This is a genomic window from Bradyrhizobium sp. SZCCHNRI2009 (assembly GCF_032485115.1).
GTDB lineage: Bacteria > Pseudomonadota > Alphaproteobacteria > Rhizobiales > Xanthobacteraceae > Bradyrhizobium.
The window spans coordinates 76,313-99,990 of sequence record NZ_JAUEUH010000011.1 but is presented as its reverse complement, the minus strand read 5'-3'; the positions used below and the strand labels follow the sequence as shown (position 1 = coordinate 99,990).

17 protein-coding genes are annotated in these 23,678 nt (G+C 66.8%); 12 read left to right on the top strand and 5 right to left on the bottom strand.

Features of this window, described 5'->3' with window-relative positions; translation table 11 throughout:
- Positions 1-141 precede the first annotated feature (141 nt).
- The 4 genes from QX041_RS30370 to QX041_RS30355 all read left to right on the top strand — a co-directional run bounded on the left by QX041_RS30370 (position 142) and on the right by QX041_RS30355 (position 4,847).
- A complete protein-coding gene (locus tag QX041_RS30370; protein WP_316167610.1) occupies positions 142-1,707 on the top strand; it encodes an ABC transporter ATP-binding protein in 1,566 nt (521 codons plus the stop codon).
- Positions 1,691-2,782, top strand: coding sequence for an ABC transporter permease (locus tag QX041_RS30365; protein ID WP_316167608.1), 1,092 nt, complete (start codon positions 1,691-1,693; stop codon positions 2,780-2,782). The genes QX041_RS30370 and QX041_RS30365 overlap by 17 nt, the downstream gene beginning before the upstream one ends.
- The gene (locus tag QX041_RS30360) at positions 2,769-3,686 is read left to right on the top strand and encodes an ABC transporter permease (protein ID WP_315717789.1); all 918 of its coding nucleotides are present in this window, start codon (positions 2,769-2,771) and stop codon (positions 3,684-3,686) included. Before QX041_RS30365 ends, QX041_RS30360 begins: the two co-directional genes overlap by 14 nt.
- An 81-nt stretch (positions 3,687-3,767) precedes the next feature.
- On the top strand, positions 3,768-4,847 hold the full coding sequence (locus tag QX041_RS30355; RefSeq protein ID WP_315717790.1) for a BMP family ABC transporter substrate-binding protein: 1,080 nt from the start codon (positions 3,768-3,770) through the stop codon (positions 4,845-4,847).
- Positions 4,848-4,922: 75 nt separating this feature from the next.
- Here QX041_RS30355 and QX041_RS30350 read toward each other — a convergent pair whose 3' ends face one another.
- A complete protein-coding gene (locus QX041_RS30350) occupies positions 4,923-6,269 on the bottom strand; it encodes an 8-oxoguanine deaminase (RefSeq protein ID WP_316167606.1) in 1,347 nt (448 codons plus the stop codon).
- A 140-nt stretch (positions 6,270-6,409) separates the two neighbouring features.
- Between QX041_RS30350 and QX041_RS30345 the strand changes: the two genes are divergently transcribed.
- Together QX041_RS30345 and QX041_RS30340 are read left to right on the top strand one after the other, a co-directional pair.
- Positions 6,410-7,234: an FAD binding domain-containing protein gene (locus QX041_RS30345; protein WP_315827088.1), complete on the top strand. Its 825-nt coding sequence runs from the start codon at positions 6,410-6,412 to the stop codon at positions 7,232-7,234.
- On the top strand, positions 7,231-9,945 hold the full coding sequence (locus QX041_RS30340) for a molybdopterin-dependent oxidoreductase (RefSeq protein ID WP_316167604.1): 2,715 nt from the start codon (positions 7,231-7,233) through the stop codon (positions 9,943-9,945). The genes QX041_RS30345 and QX041_RS30340 overlap by 4 nt, the downstream gene beginning before the upstream one ends.
- A 23-nt stretch (positions 9,946-9,968) precedes the next feature.
- On the opposite strand, the gene QX041_RS30335 is transcribed toward QX041_RS30340, so the two are convergent.
- Positions 9,969-10,271, bottom strand: a complete 303-nt coding sequence (locus QX041_RS30335; RefSeq protein ID WP_316167601.1) for a hypothetical protein — start codon at positions 10,269-10,271, stop codon at positions 9,969-9,971.
- Between the two features lie 199 nt (positions 10,272-10,470).
- Between QX041_RS30335 and QX041_RS30330 the strand changes: the two genes are divergently transcribed.
- Both QX041_RS30330 and QX041_RS30325 read left to right on the top strand, forming a co-directional pair.
- A complete protein-coding gene (locus tag QX041_RS30330) occupies positions 10,471-11,655 on the top strand; it encodes a urate hydroxylase PuuD (RefSeq protein WP_316167599.1) in 1,185 nt (394 codons plus the stop codon).
- A gap of 434 nt (positions 11,656-12,089) precedes the next feature.
- The gene (locus QX041_RS30325; protein ID WP_315717796.1) at positions 12,090-12,389 is read left to right on the top strand and encodes a hypothetical protein; all 300 of its coding nucleotides are present in this window, start codon (positions 12,090-12,092) and stop codon (positions 12,387-12,389) included.
- Positions 12,390-12,699: 310 nt separating this feature from the next.
- On the opposite strand, the gene QX041_RS30320 is transcribed toward QX041_RS30325, so the two are convergent.
- On the bottom strand, positions 12,700-13,338 hold the full coding sequence (locus QX041_RS30320; RefSeq protein ID WP_315717797.1) for a TetR/AcrR family transcriptional regulator: 639 nt from the start codon (positions 13,336-13,338) through the stop codon (positions 12,700-12,702).
- Between the two features lie 315 nt (positions 13,339-13,653).
- Between QX041_RS30320 and QX041_RS30315 the strand changes: the two genes are divergently transcribed.
- From QX041_RS30315 to QX041_RS30300, 4 genes are all read left to right on the top strand, one after another.
- Positions 13,654-14,775 (top strand): efflux RND transporter periplasmic adaptor subunit, encoded by a 1,122-nt coding sequence (locus QX041_RS30315; protein WP_315717798.1) that lies wholly within the window; start codon positions 13,654-13,656, stop codon positions 14,773-14,775.
- On the top strand, positions 14,772-15,848 hold the full coding sequence (locus tag QX041_RS30310) for an efflux RND transporter periplasmic adaptor subunit (protein ID WP_315769637.1): 1,077 nt from the start codon (positions 14,772-14,774) through the stop codon (positions 15,846-15,848). Before QX041_RS30315 ends, QX041_RS30310 begins: the two co-directional genes overlap by 4 nt.
- Positions 15,845-18,922 (top strand): efflux RND transporter permease subunit, encoded by a 3,078-nt coding sequence (locus tag QX041_RS30305; RefSeq protein ID WP_315717799.1) that lies wholly within the window; start codon positions 15,845-15,847, stop codon positions 18,920-18,922. Before QX041_RS30310 ends, QX041_RS30305 begins: the two co-directional genes overlap by 4 nt.
- A gap of 92 nt (positions 18,923-19,014) precedes the next feature.
- Positions 19,015-20,289, top strand: a complete 1,275-nt coding sequence (locus QX041_RS30300; protein WP_315717800.1) for a DUF2130 domain-containing protein — start codon at positions 19,015-19,017, stop codon at positions 20,287-20,289.
- Between the two features lie 113 nt (positions 20,290-20,402).
- On the opposite strand, the gene QX041_RS30295 is transcribed toward QX041_RS30300, so the two are convergent.
- Together QX041_RS30295 and QX041_RS30290 are read right to left on the bottom strand one after the other, a co-directional pair.
- Positions 20,403-21,296, bottom strand: coding sequence for a DUF3313 domain-containing protein (locus QX041_RS30295; protein WP_409977982.1), 894 nt, complete (start codon positions 21,294-21,296; stop codon positions 20,403-20,405).
- A gap of 176 nt (positions 21,297-21,472) precedes the next feature.
- Positions 21,473-23,677, bottom strand: a complete 2,205-nt coding sequence (locus QX041_RS30290; RefSeq protein WP_316167597.1) for a xanthine dehydrogenase family protein molybdopterin-binding subunit — start codon at positions 23,675-23,677, stop codon at positions 21,473-21,475.
- Between the last annotated feature and the right edge of the window lies 1 nt (position 23,678).

The following is a 23,678-nucleotide window of genomic DNA, read 5'->3' as shown; positions in this document are numbered from 1 at the left end:
GCGCACTGCATTCGCCGAACGCGGCGCGATGGACGCTTGGACAAGAGTTGGGCAGAGGATGGCGCTTTTCGCCTCTTACGCGCCGCGGCAAATTAGATCACAATTGAGGCAGCTTCATTCCCCTGCCCCATGACGCAGCAAATGCCTGACCCCGCGCCGGCCGATCCGAACCCTACGCCTCCGCTCCTGCAGACGATCGGATTGACCAAGCGCTATGGCGACTTCGTTGCCAACGACAAGATCGACATCGAGATCCGACCACGCGAGATTCACGCCTTGCTCGGCGAGAACGGCGCCGGGAAGTCGACGCTGGTGAAGACGATCTACGGACTGGTGCAGCCGAGCGCCGGTGAGCTGCGCTGGCAGGGTGTGCCCATCACGCTGTCCGGTCCCGCGGAAGCGCGATCCCTCGGCATCGGCATGGTATTTCAGCATTTCTCCCTGTTCGACAACCTCACGGTGGCTGAGAACGTGGCGCTCGGGCTCGATGGCAAGGAGCCATTCAAGGCCATGTCGGCGCGGCTCGCGGACGTCGCGCGCGACTACGGACTGCCGCTCGATCCGAAGCGCGAAGTCTGGCAATTGTCGGTGGGCGAGCGGCAGCGCATCGAGATCGTGCGCGCGCTCATGCAGAATCCGAAATTCCTCATCCTGGACGAGCCCACCGCCGTGTTGACGCCGCAGGAGGCCGACCAGTTGTTCGTCGTGCTCGAGCGACTGAAAGCAGAAGGCCGCGCCATCCTCTACATCAGCCACAAGCTCGAAGAGGTGAAGCGGCTGTGCGACACTGCCACCATCCTGCGCGGCGGCAGGAAGGTCGCGACCTGCAATCCGAAGCTGGAGACGGCTGCCTCGCTGGCGCGCATGATGGTGGGGACCGAGATCAAGGACGTGAAGCCGCCGGCCGAGCGGCGCACCACCGTGCCGCGTCTGGTCGTCAATGATCTCACCCTCGCCCCCAGCGAGCTGCATGGCGTGGGCCTCAAGAACGTTTCCTTCGAGCTGAAGGGCGGCGAGATCCTCGGCATCGCCGGTGTCGCCGGCAACGGCCAGGACGAGCTGTTTGCTGCGTTGTCCGGCGAACGCCTCGTCAAAGAGCCCAGCGCGATCATCATCGACGGCCTCGCCTGCGGCAATCTCTCGATCACCGAGCGCCGCAAGATGGGCGCGGCGTTCGTGCCGGAGGAGCGGCTGGGGCATGGCACCGCGCCGCGGATGAGGTTGTCCGAGAATGCGCTACTGACCGGACACGCCGCGGGCGACATGGTCCGGCACGGCTTCATCAACGCCGCAGCGACATTGCGGACGGTCGATCTGACGACCGAGACGTTCGATGTCCGCAAGGCCAAGCGCGATCCGGAAGCGGCGAGCCTGTCCGGCGGCAATCTGCAGAAGTTCGTCGTCGGCCGCGAGATCCTGCGCACGCCGGCTGTGCTGGTCGTCAACCAGCCGACCTGGGGCGTCGACGCAGGTGCCGCCGCGATCATCCGCCAGGCGCTGATCGATCTCGCCAGCGCGGGCGCTGCCGTCCTCGTCACCAGCCAGGACCTCGACGAACTGATCGAGATCGCCGACCGCATCGCGGTGATGTTTCACGGACACTTGTCGGAGGCGCTGCCACGCGCGGAGGCGACGCGGGAAAGGCTCGGCCTGTTGATGGGTGGCACCAGCCTCGAGAAGGAGGCGGCGCATGCAGCTCGTGCTTGAGAAGCGCGCCGAGCGTTCGCGCACCATCGCGCTGGTTTCGCCGCTGATCGCGATCGGACTGACGCTGGTGACCATGAGCGTGCTGTTCGCCGTGCTCGGCAAGAACCCGATCACCGCGCTCGGCGTCTACTTCCTCGCGCCGCTCACCGACGGCTATTCGCTGCAGGAGATCGCGGTGAAGGCCACGCCGCTGGTCATGATCGCGATCGGCTTGTCGCTGTGCTACCTCGCCAACGCCTGGAACATCGGTGCCGAGGGCCAGTTCCTGATCGGAGCCGTTGCCGGCAGCTGGATCGCGGTGAAGACGCAAGGCACCGAAGCGGGACACTGGGTGCTGCCGGCGATGCTGGTCGCGGGCGCCGCAGCCGGCGCGCTCTATGCGCTGATCCCGGCGCTGTGCCGCGTCAAGTTCGGCGCCAGCGAGATCCTCATCAGCCTGATGCTGGTCTATGTCGCCGATCTCCTGCTCGACTATCTCGTTCGCGGCCCCTGGCGCGATCCCGCCGGCTTCAACTTCCCCACCACGGCGGAGTTCGATCCGGTCGCCACCGTGCCGGTGCTGATCGAGGGCGGACGCCTGCATCTCGGCAGCATCATCGCGCTGATTGTCGTTGCCGGCGCCTTCGTGCTGCTCGAGCGCACCATCAAGGGGTTCGAGATCCGAGTCGTGGGCGTGGCGCCGCGTGCGGCACGGTTCGGCGGCTTCAATGCGAACCAGCTCATCCTTCTGACGTTCGCCGTGTCGGGCGCATTGGCCGGTCTCGCAGGGATCATCGAGGTGGCGGGACCCATCGGACATCTGCAGCCTGGCATCTCGCCGGGCTATGGCTTCACCGCGATCATCGTGGCCTTCCTCGGACGGCTCAATCCGGTTGGAATATTCATTGCAGGGCTTTTTCTCGCATTGACGTTCATTGGCGGCGAGCAGGCCCAGATCACGATGAAGATTCCGCTCGATGTGACCAAGGTGTTCCAGGGCATCCTGCTGTTCTACGTGCTCGCCTGCGACTCGCTCATCCTCTACCGTTTCAAGCTCGTCTTCGCCGCGCGGCAGGTGCAAAGTGGTGCTGGTTGAAGCAATCATCCTGTCGGTGCTCGCCGCATCGACGCCGCTGCTGCTGGCGGCCACCGGCGAGCTGGTCACCGAGCGCTCGGGCGTCCTCAACCTCGGCGTCGAGGGCATGATGATCGTCGGCGCGGCCTGCGGCTTCGGCGGGGCCTGGCTGTCCGGCTCGATCATCGTCGGCGCGCTGTGCGGCATCGTCGCCGGCATGCTGATGTCGCTGATCTTCGCGTTCATGACCCTCGGCCTCGCCGTGAACCAGGTGGCGACGGGCCTCGCGCTGACCATTCTCGGCACCGGTCTGTCCGGCCTGATCGGCGCGCGCTTTGTCGGCGAACGCATCAGCACCGCGCCGCACCTTTCCATTCCCGGCCTCAGCGACATCCCGCTGGTCGGCCGTATCGCGTTCGGCGAGGATGCGTTCGTCTATCTGTCGCTCGTCTTGATCATCGCCGTCTGGTGGTTCCTGTACCGCACCCGTGCCGGCCTGGTGCTGCGCGCCTGCGGCGACAACCATGTCTCCGCCCACGCGCTCGGCTATCCCGTGCTGCGCATCCGTTTGCTCGCGGTGCTGTTCGGCGGCGGCTGCGCCGGGCTCGCCGGCGCCTATCTGCCGCTGGCTTATACGCCGTTCTTCATCCCCGGCATGACCGCGGGGCGCGGCTGGATCGCGCTGGCGCTGGTCGTGTTCGCATCCTGGCGACCGGGCCGCCTTGTCATCGGCGCCTACCTGTTCGGTGCGGTGACGATCCTGCAGCTGCATGCGCAGGGCGCCGGCGTCGGCATCCCCTCGCAGTTCATGTCGGCGCTGCCGTACCTCGCCACCGTGATCGTTCTGGTGCTGCTGTCGCGCGCCCGCACCGGCGGCTCCACCGCGCCGGCAGCGCTGGGGACGGTGTTCGTGCCGGATCGCTGAACCAATCATCCGGAGCGCCAGCGATGGGGCGCGGTGCTCTGGCGCACGAGGTTTTCCCCGGATTGTTTGGAGGCATGGACGATGATGAAAAGGCTTCTGGGGGCTGCCGCCGCGCTGGTGCTGGCGGGAAGCATTGCCGGCGTGGCGCACGCCGCCGACAAGCTGAAGGTCGGCTTCATCTATCTCGGACCGATCGGCGACCTCGGCTGGACCTATCAGCATGAGCTCGCGCGCCAGGCGCTGGTGAAGGAGCTCGGTGACAAGATCGAGACGACCTATCTGGAGAACGTACCGGAAGGCCCGGACGCCGAGCGCGCCATCGAGCAGTTGGTCCGCGCCGGCAACAAGCTGATCTTCACGACCTCGTTCGGCTACATGGATCCGACCCTGAAGGTCGCCAAGAAGTATCCCAACGTGCATTTCGAGCACGCCACCGGATACAAGCGCGACAAGAACATGTCGACCTATTCGGCGCGCTGGTATCAGGGCCGCTACATCCAGGGCATCATCGCCGGCAAGATGTCGAAGGCCGGCGTGCTCGGCTATATCGGCTCGTTCCCGATCCCGGAGGTCATTTCGGGCATCAACGCCACCATCATCGGCGCGCAGACGGTCAACCCGAACATCAAGGTCAAGATCATCTGGGCCAACACCTGGTTCGACCCCGGCAAGGAAGCCGACGCCGCCAAGGCGCTGATCGACCAGGGCGCCGACATCATCATGCAGCACACCGACAGCCCGGCTGCCATGCAGATCGCAGCCGAGCGCGGCAAGCTCGCCTTCGGCCAGGACTCCGAGATGATCAAGTTCGGCCCCAAGGCGCAGCTCACCTCGATCCTCGACACCTGGGGGCCCTACTACATCGCGCGCGTCAAGGCCGAGCTCGACGGCACCTGGAAGTCGGAGGACACCTGGGGCGGCCTCGATTCCAAGATGTTCGAGATGGCGCCCTATACCAACATGCCCGATGACGTGAAGAAGCTGGCCGAGGAGACCCAGGCCGCGATCACCGCCGGCAAGCTGCACCCGTTCAAGTGCCCTGTGCTCGGCCAGGACGGCAAGGAGATCGAGTGCAAGGGCGGCGACCATCTCGCCGACGGCCAGATTCTCGGCATGAACTTCTATGTCAAGGGCGTCGACGACAAGGTGCCGGGCAAGTAGACGCAGCACCCGGCAGGAACTCTCCCCACACGTCGGGGGGAGTTCTCGAGCGGATATTTTCCAACGCTGCGCGCTTCACCCTCCCCGCATGGACTTGGCGGCCGCGCTGTGCCGATCGATCAGCCCGCCGACGTCCAGTCCCGGAATTGCGCCGTCGATCACGGTCCAGCGGCCGCCGACCATCACGCGGTCGGCGCGGTGGGCGCCGCAGAGCACCAGCGCAGCGATCGGATCCCCTGAACCCGAGAAGCGCAGCTCGTCGAGTTTGAACAGTGCGAGGTCGGCGGCCTTGCCCACCGCGATCTCGCCGAGCTCCGGCCGGCCGACGCAGGCGGCCGAGCCCTTGGTTGCCCAGCGCAGCGCATCCTTGTGGCTGATCCGGCCAACGCCGTAGCGCGCCCGCTGCAGCAGGAACGCGGCACGCACCTCCTGCATCAGGTTTGAGCCGTCGTTCGACGCCGAGCCGTCGACGCCGAGGCCGATCCCGACGCCCGCCTCCTCCATCTCGCACACCGGGCAGCAGCCGGACGCGAGCAACTGGTTCGAGCAGGCGCAGTGAGTGATCGCGGTCTTGGCCTTGCCGAGCCGTTTCATCTCCTCGGCATTGAAGAAGATGCCGTGCGCCAGCCAGGTTCGCGGTCCGAGCCAGCCATGCTTCTCCAGATAGTCGAGCGGACGGCAGCCGAACATCGCCTCGCAGAAGCGGTTCTCGTCCTCGGTCTCCGCGAGATGGGTATGCAGCCGCACGTCGAGCTTGTCGGCGAGATCGGCCGTCTTCTGCATCAGCGATCCCGTGACCGAAAACGGCGAGCACGGCGCCAGCGCGATCTGCACCATCGCATCCGGCCCGCGCTCGTGATAGGTCGCGACCACGCGCTCGCTGTCGGCGAGGATCGTATCCTCGTCCTGCACCACACTGTCCGGCGGCAATCCGCCGTCGCGCTCGGACAGGTTCATCGAGCCGCGGGTCAATAGCACTCGAATGCCCAGCCGCTTCGCCGCCGCCACCTCGATGCCGACCGCGTCCTCGAGGCCGGCCGGAAACACGTAGTGATGATCGGTCGTCGTCGTGCAGCCGGACAGCATCAGCTCGGCCATCGCAACCGTGACCGCCGCATCCAGTGCCTCCGGCGTCAGCTTCGCCCAGATCGGATAGAGCGCCTTCAGCCAGGGGAACAGCTCGCGGTCCATCGCGGCCGGCAGCGCGCGCGTCAGCGTCTGGTAGAAGTGATGATGGGTGTTGATCAGCCCGGGGATCACGACATGCCCGCTGGCATCATAGATCGCCGCATCAGCGGTGGCCGGCTCGGCCCCGGCAGGCACCAGCTCGGCGATGCGGCCGTCCTTCACGACGACACCGCGCGCAGCACCCTCGGCGAGAATGGCGAGCGGGTCCTTGATCCAGATCGGCGTCGTGCTCATGGCTGTCTCGTCTCGGTGATTGGGCGTTTGCATGTGCCGGTAACTTGCAAGCGGAAGGCCAGCGTCATCCTATTGCCAGTTGGCGCTGGTCTTGCAAGGATTCCACCCGCGATAGGCTGCGCCCACGAGCTGGCTTCACCATGGATCTGAACACCATCACGGCGGTCGTGCGCCCGAGGACGCGGGCCGAGCTGCCCAGCTGGCAGGCAGGCGATGCCTGGCTGGCCGGCGGCACGTGGCTTTTCTCGGAACCGCAGCCGCGCCTGTCGCGGCTGATCGATCTCAGCGATCTCGCCTGGCCGTCTCTCAGCATCAGCGATCAGGGCCTGTGCATCGCCGCGACCTGCAGCGTCGCCGATCTGGACGCGCTGCCCTGCCCGGCCGAGTGGATCGCGGCGCCGCTGATCGATCGATGCTGCCGCGCGTTCCTCGCTTCGTTCAAGATCTGGAAGACGGCGACCGTGGGCGGCAATCTCTGCATGTCGCTGCCGGCCGGGCCGATGATCTCGCTGCTCGCCGCGCTCGAGGGCGTCTGCACGATCTGGAAGAACGACGGCAGCGAGCAGCGCATCCAGGTCACCGACTTCGTCACCGGAAACAACAGCAACGTGCTCGCGCCTGGAGATCTGCTGCGCCAGATCGACGTTCCGCTGGCCGCGCTCAAGCGCCGCGCTGCCTTCCGCCAGATCGCCCTCACACCGGTCGGACGCTCCGGCGCGCTGCTGATCGGCACCTCGGGCCGCAGCGGCGACCTGCTGCTCACGGTAACCGGATCGACGATCAAGCCGCAGCAGCTGCGCTTCGCCACGATGCCCGACCCAACCGAATTGCGCGCCGGCATTCTCGGCAGCATCCCAGACGCGTCGTATCATGATGATGTTCATGGCAAGCCCGCCTGGCGCAAGGCGATGACTCTGCGCCTCGCCGAGGAGATCCGCGCCGAGTTCGCGGGCTTCAGGCCATGAGCGTGATCGTGGATGGCAAGGAGGTCGATGCTGCCCCGCGCCCCGGGCAATGCCTGCGGACCTTTCTGCGCGACACCGGCCATTTCGGCGTCAAGAAGGGCTGCGACGCCGGCGATTGCGGTGCCTGCACTGTGCTGCTCGACGGCGAACCGGTGCATAGCTGCCTGATCCCTGCCTTTCGTGCCGATGGCAAGGCGGTCACGACTGTCGAAGGCCTCGCGACCGATGACGGCCTGCATCCGATGCAGCAGGCCTTCCTCGATGCGCAGGCGTTCCAATGCGGCTTCTGCACCGCCGGCATGATCGTCACCTGCGCCTCGTTGAACCAGGCGCAGAAGAAGGATCTCGGCGCGGCGCTGAAGGGCAATCTGTGCCGCTGCACCGGCTATCGCGCCATCGAGGACGCGCTGCTCGGCCACGTTCATGTCGAGCAGGTCACAGCCGGCGAAGCCTTCGGACGCAGCCTGCCCGCCCCCGCCGGCCCCGACGTCGTACGCGGCCGGGCGCGCTACACCTTCGACACGACGGTCGAAGGCCTGCTGCACGTCAAGCTCGCGCGCTCGCCGCACGCGCATGCGCGCATCGCCGGCATCGACAAGAGGGCTGCGCTGGCGGTGCCGGGCGTGCACGCCGTGCTGACGCATGAGGATGCGCCGGCGACGCTGTTCTCCACCGCGCGCCATGAGCAGGCCTGGATGGATCCGGCGGACACCCGCGTGCTCGACGACGTCGTGCGCTTCATCGGCCAGAAGGTCGCGGCCGTCGTCGCCGAGACCGAAGCAGCGGCCGAAGAGGCCTGTCGGCGTCTCGTCGTCGACTACGAGATCCTGCCTGCCGTGGTCGATCCCGCTGACGCGATCGAGCCCGGCGCGCCGGTCATTCACGCCGGCCGTGGCAGCGCGCATCGCATCGCGGACGTCGCCCGCAACATCGTCGCCGAGACCCATGGCGAGTTCGGCGACGTCGCCGCCGCGCTCGCGTCCGCCGCCGCGACCTATGAAGGCACCTTCACCACCCAGCGCGTGCAGCATGCGGCGCTGGAAACGCACGGCGGTCTCGCTTGGCTTGACGAGAAGGGCGTACTCACCGTCCGTTCCAGCACGCAGGTGCCGTTCCTGACGAAACGGGCGCTGTGCGAGATCTTCGACCTCGCGCCCGATAATGTCCGCGTGTTCTGCGAGCGCGTCGGCGGCGGCTTCGGCGGCAAGCAGGAGATGTTCGTCGAGGACATCCTCGCGCTCGCCGCGCTGAAGACAAAGCGCCCCGTGAAGCTCGAATTCACCAGAGAGGAGCAGTTCATCGCGACCTCGACGCGGCATCCGATGCGCGTCACGGTCAAGGCCGGCGCCGACAAGGATGGCAAGCTGACCGCGCTGCAGCTCGATGTTCTTTCCAACACCGGCGCCTACGGCAATCATGCCGGGCCCGTGCTGTTCCATGCCTGCGCCGAGTCGATCTCGGTCTACAATTGTCCCAACAAGAAGGTCGACGGCCTCGCCGTCTACACCAACACGGTGCCGGCCGGCGCCTATCGGGGCTACGGCCTGCCGCAAACCACGTTCGCGGTCGAAGCCGCGATCGACGAGCTCGCGCGGCAGCTCGGCATCGACGCTTTCGAGATGCGACGCCGCAACATCGTCAGGCCGGGCGATGCCATGCTGGCGCCGCCGGCATCCGGGCACAGCGACGTGCTGTACGGCTCCTACGGGCTCGACCAGTGCCTCGATCTGGTCGAGCGCGCGATGGCCGAGGCCACGCCGACGCCGGAGCTGGCGGCCGAGTGGCTGAAGGGCGATGGCATCGCGCTGACGATGATCGACACCGTGCCGCCCGATGGACATATCGCCGATGCCACCGTCAGCCTGCGCGACGACGGCGGCTTCGTGCTCACCGTCGGCACCGCCGAATTCGGCAACGGCACCAGCACCGTCCATCGCCAGATCGCCGCGACCGTGCTCGGCACCACCGTCGATCGCATCACGCTGAAGCAGTCCGACACGGCGCATGGCGGCCACGACACCGGCGCCTATGGCTCGACAGGCACCTTCGTCGCGGGACGCGCGACCCAGGCTGCGGCCGAGGCGCTGGCCGAGACGATCAAGCGGTTCGCTGCCGACAGGTGGAACGTCGCTCCCGGCGCCTGCGTGATCGCCGATGATGCAATCACCTGCGGCGCACACCGTCTCGCTTTCGCCGAGCTCGCGAACGCCAGCGGATCGCCGCTCACCGCGAGCGGCAGTTCGCAGGGCACGCCGCGCTCGGTCGCGTTCAACGTCCAGGGCTTTCGCGTCGCTGTGAACAAGGGGACCGGCGAGATCAGGATCCTCAAGAGCGTGCAGGCCGCGGATGCCGGCCGGGTCGCCAATCCGATGCAGTGCCGGGGCCAGGTCGAGGGCGGCGTGGCCCAAGCGCTCGGTGCCGCGCTGTACGAGGAGATCGTGATCGACGACACGGGCCGCGTGATCAATCCGCGCTTCCGCGACTATCACCTGCCGTCCTATGCTGACGTGCCGCGCACCGAGGTGCTGTTTGCCGACACCCACGACACGATCGGCCCATTGGGGGCGAAGTCGATGAGCGAGAGCCCCTATAATCCGGTCGCCGCCGCGCTCGGCAACGCGCTGCGCGCCGCGACCGGCATCCGCTTCACGGCCGTGCCGTTCAAGCCGGACCGGCTGCTTCCGCAGTTGCAGGAGAAATTCGGTGAATGAGGCGGTCTGGGGAAACGGCTGCGCTATGGCTTGGGTCGGCGATCGTACGACCAACCGAACAGGCCGCTCCGCTGGGTCTCGGGCTCCGGTTCCGCAGCCGGCTCCGGCGGCTGGGCGGCCGCCTGTGGCGGGGCGACGGGAGCGACCGGCTTGGGGATGCTCTCGCATTTCATCGCATAGACCAGCTTGCCGTCCTCGGTTCGTCCGATCGGCGCGCAGGCATCGGCGCGCTTGGCCGTGCTCTGCTTGGGTGCGGTCTGCGCCGCCGCCAGAGGCACACCAGCGAACTGTCCCAACACCAGCATGATCAGAACCAGTCTCGTCATTCCGCCCGTCCCGCTTGTCAGACCGCCACATTGAACGCAATCGCGCCGCCGGAGTCCACCGCATCACGCGCGCATGACAGCTAATCCGTTGTGCACTGACTGCCACAGCGACGCGCTGGAAATCAGATGCGATCGATGCCACAGATGAGACGCCGGCACTCGGCTCTGGACTTGCCCTGTCGAAGGAGATGAGCGCGCGATGTGGGCTTCGATCATATCGGAATGGCTGAGCCTGATCTTCCGCTGGCTGCACGTGATCGCCGCGGTCGCCTGGATCGGCAGCTCGTTCTACTTCATCGCGCTCGACCTCAGCCTGAGGCCGCGCGAGGGCCTGCCGACCGGCGTGATGGGCGAGGCCTGGCAGGTGCATGGCGGCGGCTTCTACCACATCGTCAAATATCTGGTGGCGCCGGCGCAGATGCCGAGCGAGCTGACCTGGTTCAAATGGGAGGCCTACACCACCTGGCTGTCCGGCTTCGTGCTGATGATCGTGGTGTATTATCTCAACGCCGACCTGTTCCTGGTGGACAAGTCGATCCTCGATCTCACGCCCCTTCAGGCCGGCCTGTTCAGCTTCGGCTCGCTGGCGCTGGCGTGGCTGCTCTACGAGGCCGCCTGCCGCAGCGGCCTTGCCCGGCACGAGCTGCCATTCGCGATCGGCGGCTATATCTTCCTCGTCGCGCTCACCTACGCCTTCACCCACGTGCTGAGCGGCCGCGGCGCCTTCAACCAGATCGGCGCCATCATCGGCACCATCATGGTCGCCAACGTGTTCGCGGTGATCATCCCCAACCAGAAGAAGATCGTCGCCGCGCTGCTCGCCGGCGAGGCGCCGGATCCCAAGCTTGGCAAGGCCGGCAAGGAGCGCTCGGTCCACAACAACTATCTGACCCTGCCGGTGGTGGTGCTGATGATCAGCAATCACTATCCGCTCTTGTTCGGCACCCGCTACAATTGGGTGATCGTCGCCATCGTGCTCGCGCTCGGGCCGGTCATCCGCCACTTCTTCAACGAGCGTCACAAGGGCAATCCATCGCCATGGTGGGTGTGGGGCGTCGCAGCCGCGGGCATGATCGGCATCCTGCTGCTGTCCGCAGCGGGTCCTCGCGACGCCAAGACGGCCCTGAGCGCCCCGCCGAGCTTCGCGCAGGTCGAGGAGATCGTGACCTCCCGCTGCAGCATGTGCCATGCCGCCGAACCCGTATGGGACGGCATCGTCGCGGCGCCCAGGGGCGTGCGGCTCGACACTGCCGACAACATCCAGCGCAACGCGCGGCTGATCGCACGCAACGCCGCGTGGTCGAGCGCCATGCCGCCCGGCAACATCACCGAGATCACCGGCGAGGAGCGCGCCGTGCTCGCGGCGTGGGCCAGCGCGCAGTAGCAGCCACGTCTGCCGATCGTCGTGCTGGACATCTCAAACAGCCGGTCTCGTCGCGTACCTGATGCGCAGAAACGCATTTGATCCGTTACTCGGAGAGATGACGCGGCTTCGCGTTGCCGCGACGCGATGCGCCCGGATCGTGCGATATCTCGGCCCTCATCGTAACGAGAGGGCGCAGGGAAGGCCGGACCTCGGCGACGATGGATGCTCGCTTCGGTTCCCCACGACGAATGCGCGAAGCCGGCACAAGGACAACCGGATCTTCGCAACGCGGAGTTGAACTGCGACGCGTGCGACGACGATTGAGCTGGAGCACATCCGATTGTCGTCATGACCTTGCGGCAAAATTTACCACCCATTGGGACGCGGCTTGGCGGCAGAAAACATGGCGCTAGAGTGGCGCCCACAATCAGCTACCAGCGAAACGCCCCATCATGTCGATCTCCGTCAAAGGCCGACTGGCCATTGTCGCGCTCATCGCGCTTGCCTGCTTCGCAAGCTCGGTGCTGAAGCTCTATCTGGGGCTGCTGTGCATCTCGCTGCTCTTGAGCTTTGCCGTGGTCGGCGTCGTGGCCCGGCTGGTCGAAGGGATCGCCATCAGGCGCGACCGGAGCAGCGAGCGGCGGCTGGCACGCCGTCGCGATCGTTCCGCTCTCATCGACGAGCCGCAGCCGGTGTCGATGACGACGATGGATCATGTCGACACGCCTTCGCCGGCGGGCCCCGTGCGATGAGCGGTATGCGTACGTCCGCGCCGGCCTCGTCGTTCCGCCTGATCGTCAGCATCGTCGCCAGCGCCGAACGACGTCTACGGTCATCGATCCACCGTCTCGCGATCGCGCGCTGAAGGACTGCGATTATCGCACATCGGAGAATGGCAAATGGCGCTACGAGCTCGACCGTTGGAACGTCGACGACCGGATCGTCCTTCCGGCCCAGCCGATCGCGGACACGGCGACGCCGCGCACAGTGGCGATGCATCGGAAGAGCAGCGCGTGGCCGTTCAGATAGCCGCCCTGATCGCATCGATACGCCGCCTGTACCTCATGCCTTCGTCCGCTTCCGCTTCGCCTCGAGAGCGTTCAGATAGGTAGCCATCATCTCCGGCAACGCGGCGACCACGACGTCGCGACTGCGCGGATCCTGCTCGCGCGTGAACAGCAGGGTGCCGAGCACGACGGCATCGAGCGTAGTGGCCGCCTGTTTGCCCAGTTCGTCGCCAAGCCTGGCGCGCATGACGCGGTCGATGACGGCCCTGAACTCGGCATGCACGGTCTGGTCGTGCAGATCGAGCGTCGCCAGCGCATCGGGATTGCGGACGAAGTAGCGGATCGCCCAGCCGATCAGTTGCTCGATGACCTCTGCGGGCGCCAACGCTGCCCATTCCGCATCGCTCCGCTGCAGCACGCGATCGAATGCCGGCTGCAGCTCGGCATCGTGACGTTCGGCGAGCGCATCCAGCATCTGATCCTTGTCACGGAAGAAGTGATAGACCGAGCCGATCGAGGCGCCGGCGCGCTGGGCCGCGGCATGCATGCTGACGGCACCAATCCCGGACTCGGCGATGATGGCGGCTGCGGCGTCGAGCAGCTGCTCGCGCCGCTCACGGCCCCGCGCCTGGCGCGGCGCACGTGATGTCGTGCGCGCGGGGTCATTCAGGTCAGTCGCAGCTTTGCGTCGCACGTTCGCGTCATGCCTTGGCTCACCGCGGCGGCAGCGATGGCCGATGTCCCAACGGGAGCGCCCGGCAACCCACACAGGGGGAATTCGAAACCGCCACGAGAATGTTACTAGACGAATTATTCTAGATTTGATTGTCTAATTCACGCACTGTCAAGAGGATGGTGTTCAACTTTCGCGTGAACCTTGCCTGCAACGGCGGGCGGCTGCGCGGGTTCTGCGCGCTGCTGACGACCAACAGGCGCTTTCCGGTCCTTGCGTGCTTGCGCGGCAGGATGGGAATGATCGCCACCACCCAACCGGGCCGAAGATACGACCATGTCTCCAATCACAGGATTCCCCTTCCTTCGGGCGCCGGGCTCACGCCTGCTGGCCGCGGCCGGCTGTGCTGCCGTCGGCCTGCTGCTGGCCGGCTGCGAGCAGAAAACGGCCGCAACCGCACCGCCGTCCCGGCTGGTGCGAACCGAGGTGGTCAAGCTGTCGGAGCGCCGGCAATCGATCACGCTGACCGGCGACGTCCAGGCGCGCGTGCTCGCCGACCTGTCGTTCAGGGTCAGCGGCCGCGTCACGGAGCGCCTCGTCGAGGTCGGCGCGCACGTCAAGGCCGGACAGTTGCTCGCCAGGATCGATCCGGCCGAGCAGCAGGCCGACCTGGATTCCGCCGAGGCCGCCGTGACCGCCGCGGAGTCGCAGGTGAAGGTCGCGACCTCCAACTTCAATCGGCAGCAGACGCTGCTCTCGAGCGGCTTCACGACGCGCGCCACCTTCGACCAGGCCCAGGAGACGCTGCGGACGGCGGAAGGCTCGCTGGAATCCGCCAAGGCCCAGCGCGACACCGCCAAGGACGCGCTCACCTTCACCGAGTTGCGCGCCGACGCCGACGGCACGATCACCGCGCGCAATATCGAGGTCGGCCAGGTGGCGCAGGCGGCGCAGTCCGTGTTCACGCTCGCGCGTGACGGCGATCGCGATGCCGTGGTCGACGTCTACGAGGCGGCGCTGTCGTTGAAGTTCGACGGCACCAAGGCCGCGATTGCGCTGCTCTCGGATCCCTCGGTGACGGCCAAGGGTCAAGTGCGCGAAGTCTCGCCGACCATCGATCCCAAATCCGGGACCGTCCGTGTCAAGATGGCAATCGAAAATCCGCCGCCCGAGATGATCCTCGGCAGCGCCGTCAGCGTCACCGGCTTCATCAAGCCGGAGCAACGCATTGTGCTGCCCTGGAGCGCGCTCACCGCGGCCGGCAAGAAACCGGCGGTGTGGCTGGTCGATGCCGCCGACAAGACCGTGTCGCTGAAGCCGATCACGATCGAGGACTACGAGACCGGCGCGATCGTGGTGTCGGCCGGGCTGCAACCGGGTGACCGCGTCGTGACCGATGGCGGCAAGCTGCTCAGCGTCGGCCAACAGATCGTATTCAACGAGGAGAAGCGGTCGTGATGACGCCCATGCGTTGTGTTCTTCCGCTCGGCGCGCTCGCTCTGCTCGCCGGCTGCAACGAAAAGGCCGCCGCTCCCGAGCCGGTCCGGCCGGTGCTGTCGATGAAGATCGAGCCGCAGGCGGCCAACGGCTCGGCCGTCACCGGCACGATCGAGCCGCGCTACAAGGCCGATCTCAGTTTCCGCGTGCTCGGACGGCTGATCGCCCGGCCCGTCTATGTCGGCGACATGGTCAAGCAGGACCAGGTCGTCGCGGCGATCGATCCCGCCGCGCTCGAGCTCGCCGTGCGTGCCTCGGCCGCCGAGGTCTCGCGCAGCCAGGCACAACTGACCAATGCGACCGGCACCGAGGGCCGGCAGCGCACCCTGCTGGAAACCGACGCCACCACCAAGGCGACCTTGGAGAGCGCCGAGCAGTCGCGCGCGGCCGCCCAGGCCTCCGTCGTCAAGGCGCAGTCCAATCTCGCCAAGGCGCGTGAGCAGCTCGGCTACGCCCAGCTCAAGGCGGATTTCGCCGGCATCGTCACCGCCGTCGGCGCGGAGGTCGGCCAGGTCGTCTCGCCGGGACAGAGCGTCGTCACGGTGGCGCGGCCCGACATCCGCGAGGCCGTGATCGATGTCGGCGACGACATCGCCGGGGCCTTGCAGGCCGGCACGCCGTTCACCGTGCGGCTACAGGTGGATCCCAGCGTCAGCGCCGCCGGCAAGGTGCGCGAGATCGCGCCGCGCGCCGACGCCACCACGCGCACGCGCCGCATCCGCATCACGCTCGACAATCCGCCCGAGATCATGCGGCTCGGCACCACGGTGACCGCCTCGCTCGATATCGAGCAGAAGACCGTCATCCGGCTGCCGCGCTCGGCTGTGCTCGAGCAGAACGACAAGAGCTTCGTCTGGCTGGTCGACGCTACCAGCAAGACGGTGAAGCGACAGGAAATCACGATCGCCCGCAACGAGGACGGCAGCGTCCGCGTCACCGGCGGCCTCGAAGCCGGGCAGCGCGTCGTCACCGCCGGCGTGCACAGTCTCAAGGATGGCCAGTCCGTCCGCATCGATCAGGAATCTCAACCGTGAAGTCCTTCAACCTCTCCGACTGGGCGCTCGAGCACCGCTCGCTCGTCTGGTATTTCATGATCGCTTTCATGGCTGCGGGCCTCTTCTCCTACGTGCATCTCGGCCGCGAGGAGGATCCGTCCTTCACGATCAAGACGATGCTGATCCAGGCCAAATGGCCCGGCGCCTCCGCCGAGGAGATGACGCGCCAGGTCACCGACCGCATCGAGAAGAAGCTGGAGGAGCTGCCGGCGCTCGACTACACCAAGAGCCTGACGGTGCCCGGCCAGACCACCGTGTTCGTCAATCTGCGCGACACCACCAAGGCACGCGACGTCGTCCCGACCTGGCTGCAGGTGCGCAACCTGATCAACGACATCAGGGGCGACTTCCCGTCCGGCGTCGTCGGGCCGGGATTCAACGACCGCTTCGGTGACGTGTTCGGCAACATCTACGCCTTCACCAGCGACGGCCTCAGCCAGCGCCAGCTGCGCGACCGCGTCGAGGAGGTTCGCGCCAAGGTGCTGACCGTGCCCAATGTCGGCCGCGTCGACATCGTCGGCGCGCAGAACGAGGTGATCTATCTCGAATTCTCGCCGCGCAAGGTGGCCGCGCTCGGCATCGACCAGCGCACCATCCTGACGGCGCTCCAGGCGCAGAATGCGGTGTCGCCGTCCGGCGTGCTGCAGGCCGGCCCCGAGCGCGTCGCCGTACGCGTCTCCGGCCAGTTCACCTCCGAGGAGAGTCTCAAGGCGATCAACCTGCGCATCAACGACCGCTTCTTCCCGCTCACCGACGTCGCCACCATCACCCGCGGCTATGAGGACCCGCCGACGTCGCTGTTCCGCTTCAACGGCCAGCCGGCGATCGGGCTTGCCATCGGCATGAAGGCCGGCGCCAATCTGCTCGATTTCGGCGAGGCGCTGAAGGAGGAGATGACCAAGGTCATCGCCGACCTGCCGGTCGGCGTCGGCGTGCATCTCGTCTCGGACCAGCCCAAGATCGTCGAGGAAGCCGTCGGCGGCTTCACCAAGGCGCTCTATGAGGCCGTGATCATCGTGCTCGCGATCAGCTTCGTCAGCCTCGGCGTCCGCGCCGGCCTCGTGGTCGCGATCTCGATCCCGCTGGTGCTCGCCATCACCTTCCTGTTCATGGCCTACACCGGCATCTCGCTGCAGCGCATCTCGCTGGGCGCGCTGATCATCGCGCTCGGCCTCTTGGTCGACGACGCCATGATCGCGGTCGAGATGATGGTGGCGCGGCTCGAGGTCGGCGACTCCTTGCGCAAGGCCGCAACCTACGTCTACACCTCGACCGCCTTCCCGATGTTGACGGGCACGCTGGTGACGGTCGCGGGCTTCATTCCGATTGGCCTCAACAACAGCGCCGCCGGCGAGTTCACCTTCACGCTGTTCGTCGTGATCGCGGTGTCGCTGGTCGTGTCCTGGATCGTCGCCGTGCTGTTCGCGCCGCTGCTCGGCGTCACCATCCTGCCCGCGACCTTGCCGAGTCACCATGCCGAGGGCGGCCGGCTGACGCGGATCTTCCGCGCCATGCTCAATGCCTGCATGCGGAACCGCTGGACCACGATCGTCGCCACGGTCCTGATCTTCGGGCTGTCGGTGTTCGGCATGCGCTTCGTGCAGCAGCAGTTCTTCCCCTCCTCCGACCGTACCGAGTTGGTGATCGACTTCAACCTGCCGCAGAACTCCTCGATCGCCGAGACCAACGCGCAGATGGCGCAGTTCGAGCAGGAGGCGCTGAAGGGCAATCCCGACATCGACCATTGGTCGACCTATGTCGGCTCCGGCGCCCAGCGCTTCGTGCTGTCGTTCGACGTGCAGCCGGCCGACGTGTCGTTCGGCCAGATCATCATCGTCACCAGGAGCCTCGAGGCGCGCGACCGCGCCCGCGCCAAGCTGCAGGCCTATCTGACCAAGACGTTCCCCGGCACCGACGCCTATGTGCATCTGCTCGACATCGGCCCGCCGGTCGGCCGCCCGGTGCAGTATCGCGTCAGCGGGCCCGATGTCGCCAAGGTGCGCGAGATCGCGCAGGAATTGGCCGGCGTCCTGCGCGGCAACAGCCATCTCGGGGCGGTCATCTTCGACTGGATGGAGCCGGCGCGCGTCGTGAAGGTCGACGTGCTGCAGGACAAGGCGCGCCAGCTCGGCGTCACCTCGGAGGACATCGCGAATGCGCTGAACAGCGTGCTCGACGGCACCTCGATCACCCAGGTGCGCGACGACATCTATCTGATCGACGTACGCGGCCGCGCCCAGGCCAAGGAACGGCAGTCGCTGGAGACCTTGCGCGACCTGCAGCTCTCCGGATCCAACGGCCAGTCGATCCCGCTCGCGGCGCTCGCGACCCTGCGCTACCAGATCGAGCAGCCGGAAATCTGGCGCCGCTCGCGCCTGCCGACGCTGACCTTGAAGGCCAGCGTGATCGATCAGGTGCAGCCGAACACGGTGGTCGATCAGCTCAAGCCGGCTATCACGGCCTTCGACGCCAAGCTTCCAGCCGGCTACAAGGTCGTCACCGGCGGCAGCGTCGAGGAGAGCGCCAAGAGCCAGGCGCCGATCATCGCGGTCGTCCCGATCATGCTGTTCACCATGGCCACCATCCTGATGCTGCAGCTGCAGAGCTTCCAGCGGCTGTTCCTGGTGTTCGCGGTGGCCCCGCTGGCCTTGATCGGCGTCGTCGCAGCACTGCTGCCGAGCGGCGCGCCGCTGGGCTTCGTCGCCATCCTCGGCGTGCTCGCGCTGATCGGCATCCTGATCAGAAACTCGGTGATCCTGATCGTGCAGATCGAGCATCTGCGCGAAGAAGGACGGCCGCCGTGGGAGGCCGTGATGGAGGCGACCGAGCACCGCATGCGGCCGATCATGCTGACGGCGGCCGCGGCCTCGCTGGCGCTGATCCCGATCGCGCGCGAAGTGTTCTGGGGTCCGATGGCCTATGCGATGATGGGCGGCATCATCGTCGGCACCGTGCTGACCTTGCTGTTCCTGCCGGCGCTCTACGTCGCCTGGTTCCGCATCAAGGCGCCGGACACGACGGCGACGTCCGAGGCCACGCCGCACGGGGCGTGAATCGCGGATAATTGCGTGGGATAAGCCGTTCGCGTGGGTTAAACGCCACGCGGCGGCCGGTTAGATTCGGCTTTCATGGAAGGAAGCGAATCATGACCGATCCTCAGATCGTCTGCCCCTCCTGCCGCACCGAGATCAAGCTGACCGAGCAGCTCGCAGCGCCCCTGATCGCGGAGACGCGCCGGCAGTTCGAGAGGCAGCTCCAGGCGAAAGAAGCCGATTTCGGCCGCCGCGAGGCGCAGCTCAAGGCCGCGCAGGAGCAGATCGCGCAGGCCAAGGCTGCGATCGACCAGCAGGTCGCCACCAAGCTGAAGGCCGAACGCGCTGCGATCGCGCAGGCCGAGGCCGAGAAGGCACGACAGGCGGTGGCCGACGAGATGGGCAACCGCGATCGCCAGCTCGCCGAGCTGCACGAGGCCATCGTCAGCAAGGACGCCAAGCTGGCGGATGCGCAGAAGGCGCAGGCGGAGATGATGCGCAAGCAGCGTGAGCTCGACGAGGCCCGCCGCGAGCTCGATCTCACCATCGAGACCAAGGTGCAGGAAAATCTCGTCGCGGTGCGCGACAAGGCGCGGCTCGAGGCGGAGGAGTCTCTGAAGGCCAAGGTCGCCGAGAAGGAGACCCAGATCGCAGGCATGCAGCGCCAGATCGAGGAGCTTCGCCGCAAGGCCGAGCAGGGCTCGCAGCAGCTGCAGGGCGAGGCACTGGAGATCGAGCTGGAGTCACAACTGCGCGCGCGCTTTCCCCGCGACCTGGTCGAGCCGGTTCCGAAGGGCGAGTTCGGCGGCGACGTGATCCATCGCGTGGTCGGCCCCGGTGGCCAGGCCTGCGGCGCGATCCTGTGGGAATCCAAGCGCACCAAGAACTGGAGCGATGGCTGGCTGGTGAAGCTGCGCGACGACCTGCGCGCCGCCAAGGCCGACATCGCGCTGATCGTCTCGAGCGCGCTGCCCAAGGGGGTCGACGGCTTCGACCTGATCGACGGCGTCTGGGTCGCCGAGCCGCGCTTCGCGCTGCCACTGTCGCTGGCACTGCGGCAGTCGCTGATCGACGTCGCCTGCAGCAAGCTCGCGCAGGAGGGCCAGCAGACCAAGATGGAGATGGTCTACGCCTATCTCACGGGGCCCCGCTTCCGCCACCGCATCGACGCCATCGTCGAGCGCTTCACCGAGATGCAGTCGGATCTCGACCGCGAGCGCAAGACCATGATGCGGCTGTGGGCCAAGCGCGAGGAGCAACTGCGCAGCGTGCTGGATTCGACGGCGGGCCTGTATGGCGACCTGCAGGGCATCGCCGGCCGCGCGATGCAGGAGATCGAGAGCCTCGACGTGCTGCTGATCGAGGGCAAGAGCGAGGCGGCGGAGTAGCGCACACCGGCCGCCGCCCCGCTCCGAGGTGTGCCAGCACCAGCAGCGCGTTTATGCTTTCCGACGCGGCCGCGTCTCGCATTCCCATGGCGGCATGCGGATGCAGATGACCGCTACTGCTTCGCGATCTGCGTGCTCGCCTGTGCGTCTCTTGGCACAGCGCCCTTGTCGACCCATTCCGGCGGTGCGCCCAGACGGTTGGCGACCATGCCGATGACCCCGGGATCCCTGCCGAACGCCTCGCACGCCGCGTTCTTCGGCTTGCCGCCGAGCGCCGCGCCGATCCGTTCGATCGACGGCAGCTTCGGCACCTTGCCGAACGGCGTCTCGCCGGTCACCAGCATCTGGCCGAAATCGGCGCTGAACGAACCTGCCAAATCATAGGCATCGCCGGCCTGCGACAGCACCGGCGAGTTGGTGAACGAATTGGCGCCGCGCGCCCATACCATTGCGGCCTGCTGCCGGCCCTTGCGGTCGAGCGCCTCAGCCTCGATCGTGAGACTGCCGAGCCCGATCGGCAGCCGCGGCACCGGAACGGGAACGCCGAGCGCGCCCGGCACGGCCGACACGACCTTCGACGCACCGGCGGCGACCGGATCGGTCGGCGTCGCCTGGGTGATGAAGGTGCGCGTCGTCAGATCGGCCCTCTGATTGGGCGCCACGACCGTGAAGCGTTCGCTCAGGTTGAGACACAGCGCGCGGTCGACGGCATTGGCGACGAGCTGCCGCTGCTGGTCCGTCAGCACCGCGCCGGCCTGGCCCGAGAAGGATGTCGGCATGATACGCACGGTCTGGGCCGCGAGCACATTGTCCTTGTCGACGTTGAGCTGCGACTTGGCGAGCAGGCCGTTCGATTCCGCCAGCGACTGATAGGATGCGAGCGCGCCGCTCTGCGTCATCTGCGCCGTGGCGCAGCCCGACAGGCCGAGCGCCGCGCACAGCATCATCAGGCGGATGGTGGCGGGGGTACAGGATCTCACGAAAGCCGCGACGTCGATCTCGACCATGCTTCTCCCGCCTCACGCCCACGATGATCGCCCTCTCGCGGGCGGCGCATCCTTCTCCGAGATTTCGGACGGCGTGGGGCGGAAGAATGGAGAGATGTTTCGAAACGGCACCAACAAGGGAGACGGTGTGGCGAGCGCGGCTCGCTCCGGCGCCATTATGGCCGAGAGAAGACGGTTCACCCCACCAGCTTGTCCAGCGTGATCGGCAAATCCCGTATGCGCCTTCCGGTGGCGTGATAGACCGCGTTGGCGATCGCCGCGGCGACGCCGACGATGCCGATCTCGCCGACGCCCTTGATGCCCATCTTGTTGATGATGCGATCCTCCTCGTCGACGAAGATCACCTTGATGTCGTGAACGTCGGCATTCACCGGCATGTGATATTCGGCGATGTTGGCGTTCATGATGCGCCCGAACCGCTGGTCGATCTGGGCTTCTTCGTGCAACGCCATGCCGATGCCCATGACGACCCCGCCCATGATCTGGCTCGAAGCCGTCTTGGTGTTGAGGATGCGCCCGGCGGCGACGGCATTGACGATACGCGTCACCCTGACGACGCCGAGCTCCTCGTCGACCTTCACTTCCGCAAAGATGGCCGAATGCGTGTTATGCGCGTGCTTCTCGTCGTCCTCGAACTCCGAGCCGCGTTCCTTCTCAATCCGGTCCATGCCGCCATGGCGCATGACGTCGGCCATGGGCACCGAACGACTGCGATCTGCGATGGCCACGATCGCGCCGTCCGCGAGCGTCACCTCCTCAGCCCCAAGCCCCTGCAACGGCGAGCCCGGGATGGTGTGCGCGATCTTCAGCAGCTCCGCCCGGATATCATCGGCGGCGTTGACGATCGCATGCGAGATCGAGGCTGCGGTCCACGAACCTCCCTCCACCGGCGCCTTCGGCAGCGTGGAGTCGCCCAGCTTCACATTGATGCTGTCGAGCGGCACGCCGAGCATGTCGGCGGCGACCTGCGCCATGATCGTGTAGGTGCCGGTGCCGATATCGGAGGTCGCGCTCGCCACCTCGACATGTCCATTCGCCGTCATCACGATCCGCGTCGCGAACGGCATCTGCAGTGCCTCCCAGGCGCCGCTCGCCATGCCCCAGCCGACGAGTTCTCGGCCATCACGCATCGACCGCGGCTCGGGATTGCGCTTCGACCAGCCGAACGCCTCGGCGCCCTGCTGATAGCACTCCTTCAGCCGCTTGCTGGAGAACGGCAGATCCTTGTCCTGATCCCGATCAGAATAGCAGCGCAGGCGCAATGCGAGAGGATCCATCTTCAGCGCGACGGCGAGCTCGTCCATCGCGCATTCCAGCCCGTAGACGCCACTGGCGGCGCCGGGCGCGCGCATGTCGCCGGGCGTCGGCACATCGAGCTTGGCGAGGCGGTGCGTCGCGCGCGAAGTGGCGGAGGTGTAGAGCACATCGCCCCAGCCGATGTCGTTGCGCGAGAACGCCTCGTGCTGCGAGGTCATCGCAACGGCCTCGTGCGTCAGCGCCGCCAGCGTGCCGTCCTCACGGGCGCCGACCGCCAGCCGCTCGATCGTCGCAGGGCGATAGCACAGGCCATACATCTGGGCGCGGCTGAGCACGACGCGCACCGCGCGCTTCAGCTTCAGCGCGGCCATGGCGGCGAGCACCACCTGGTATTGCGGCCGCAGGCCGGAGCCGAACGCGCCGCCGACGAACGGCGACATCACCTGGACGTCGTCCTCCTTCAGCTGGAACACGCTGCAGACGTAGCGCTGCACATTCTGCACGCCCTGGGTCTTGTCGTAGACCACGAGCTTGCCGCCCTCGCGCCAGAGCACTGTCGACGCGTAGAGCTCCATCGGGTTGTGATATTCGATCGGGACGCCATAGTCGGCATCGTGACGCACGGCTGCGCCGGCAAGCGCCTTTGTCGCGTCGCCGCGCGGCTTGAGCGGCTTGTCGACCTTGAAAGCCTGCTCGCGCCGCGCATGCAGGTCGGTCGCGAAGCTCTCGGCCAGATACTCTACCGCGACCAGCGTCGCCGCGAAACGCGCGGTGCCCTCGTCCTCGGCGACGACCAGCGCCACCGGCTGATAGTTGAAATGCACCCGGTCGTCATAGAGCGGACGATAGGGCGAGCCGTCCTCCGGCGCGACCTCGTCGCGATAATCGTCATCCTTGTCCGCCATCCTGACCCGGTTGGCGTGGGTCAGCACGTCGAGGACGCCGTCGACAGCCAGGGCGCGGCTGGTATCGATGCGCACGATCCGCCCCTTCGGAATGGTGGAATTGACCACGACGCCGAAGGCGAGATCGGGCGCGGTGAACTCAGCGGCATATTTGGCGACACCGGTGACCTTGGCGCGGCCGTCGATGCGGGAGGTGGCTGTGCCGATGCGAGCTGTCATG

Coding starts and splice junctions, on each gene's coding strand:
- QX041_RS30370 (WP_316167610.1), top strand. CDS start 142: ATGCCTGACCCCGCGCCGGCCGATCCGAACCCTACGCCTCCGCTCCTG.
- QX041_RS30365 (WP_316167608.1), top strand. CDS start 1,691: ATGCAGCTCGTGCTTGAGAAGCGCGCCGAGCGTTCGCGCACCATCGCG.
- QX041_RS30355 (WP_315717790.1), top strand. CDS start 3,768: ATGATGAAAAGGCTTCTGGGGGCTGCCGCCGCGCTGGTGCTGGCGGGA.
- QX041_RS30350 (WP_316167606.1), bottom strand. CDS start 6,269: ATGAGCACGACGCCGATCTGGATCAAGGACCCGCTCGCCATTCTCGCC.
- QX041_RS30345 (WP_315827088.1), top strand. CDS start 6,410: ATGGATCTGAACACCATCACGGCGGTCGTGCGCCCGAGGACGCGGGCC.
- QX041_RS30340 (WP_316167604.1), top strand. CDS start 7,231: ATGAGCGTGATCGTGGATGGCAAGGAGGTCGATGCTGCCCCGCGCCCC.
- QX041_RS30335 (WP_316167601.1), bottom strand. CDS start 10,271: ATGACGAGACTGGTTCTGATCATGCTGGTGTTGGGACAGTTCGCTGGT.
- QX041_RS30330 (WP_316167599.1), top strand. CDS start 10,471: ATGTGGGCTTCGATCATATCGGAATGGCTGAGCCTGATCTTCCGCTGG.
- QX041_RS30325 (WP_315717796.1), top strand. CDS start 12,090: ATGTCGATCTCCGTCAAAGGCCGACTGGCCATTGTCGCGCTCATCGCG.
- QX041_RS30315 (WP_315717798.1), top strand. CDS start 13,654: ATGTCTCCAATCACAGGATTCCCCTTCCTTCGGGCGCCGGGCTCACGC.
- QX041_RS30300 (WP_315717800.1), top strand. CDS start 19,015: ATGACCGATCCTCAGATCGTCTGCCCCTCCTGCCGCACCGAGATCAAG.
- QX041_RS30295 (WP_409977982.1), bottom strand. CDS start 21,296: ATGGTCGAGATCGACGTCGCGGCTTTCGTGAGATCCTGTACCCCCGCC.
- QX041_RS30290 (WP_316167597.1), bottom strand. CDS start 23,677: ATGACAGCTCGCATCGGCACAGCCACCTCCCGCATCGACGGCCGCGCC.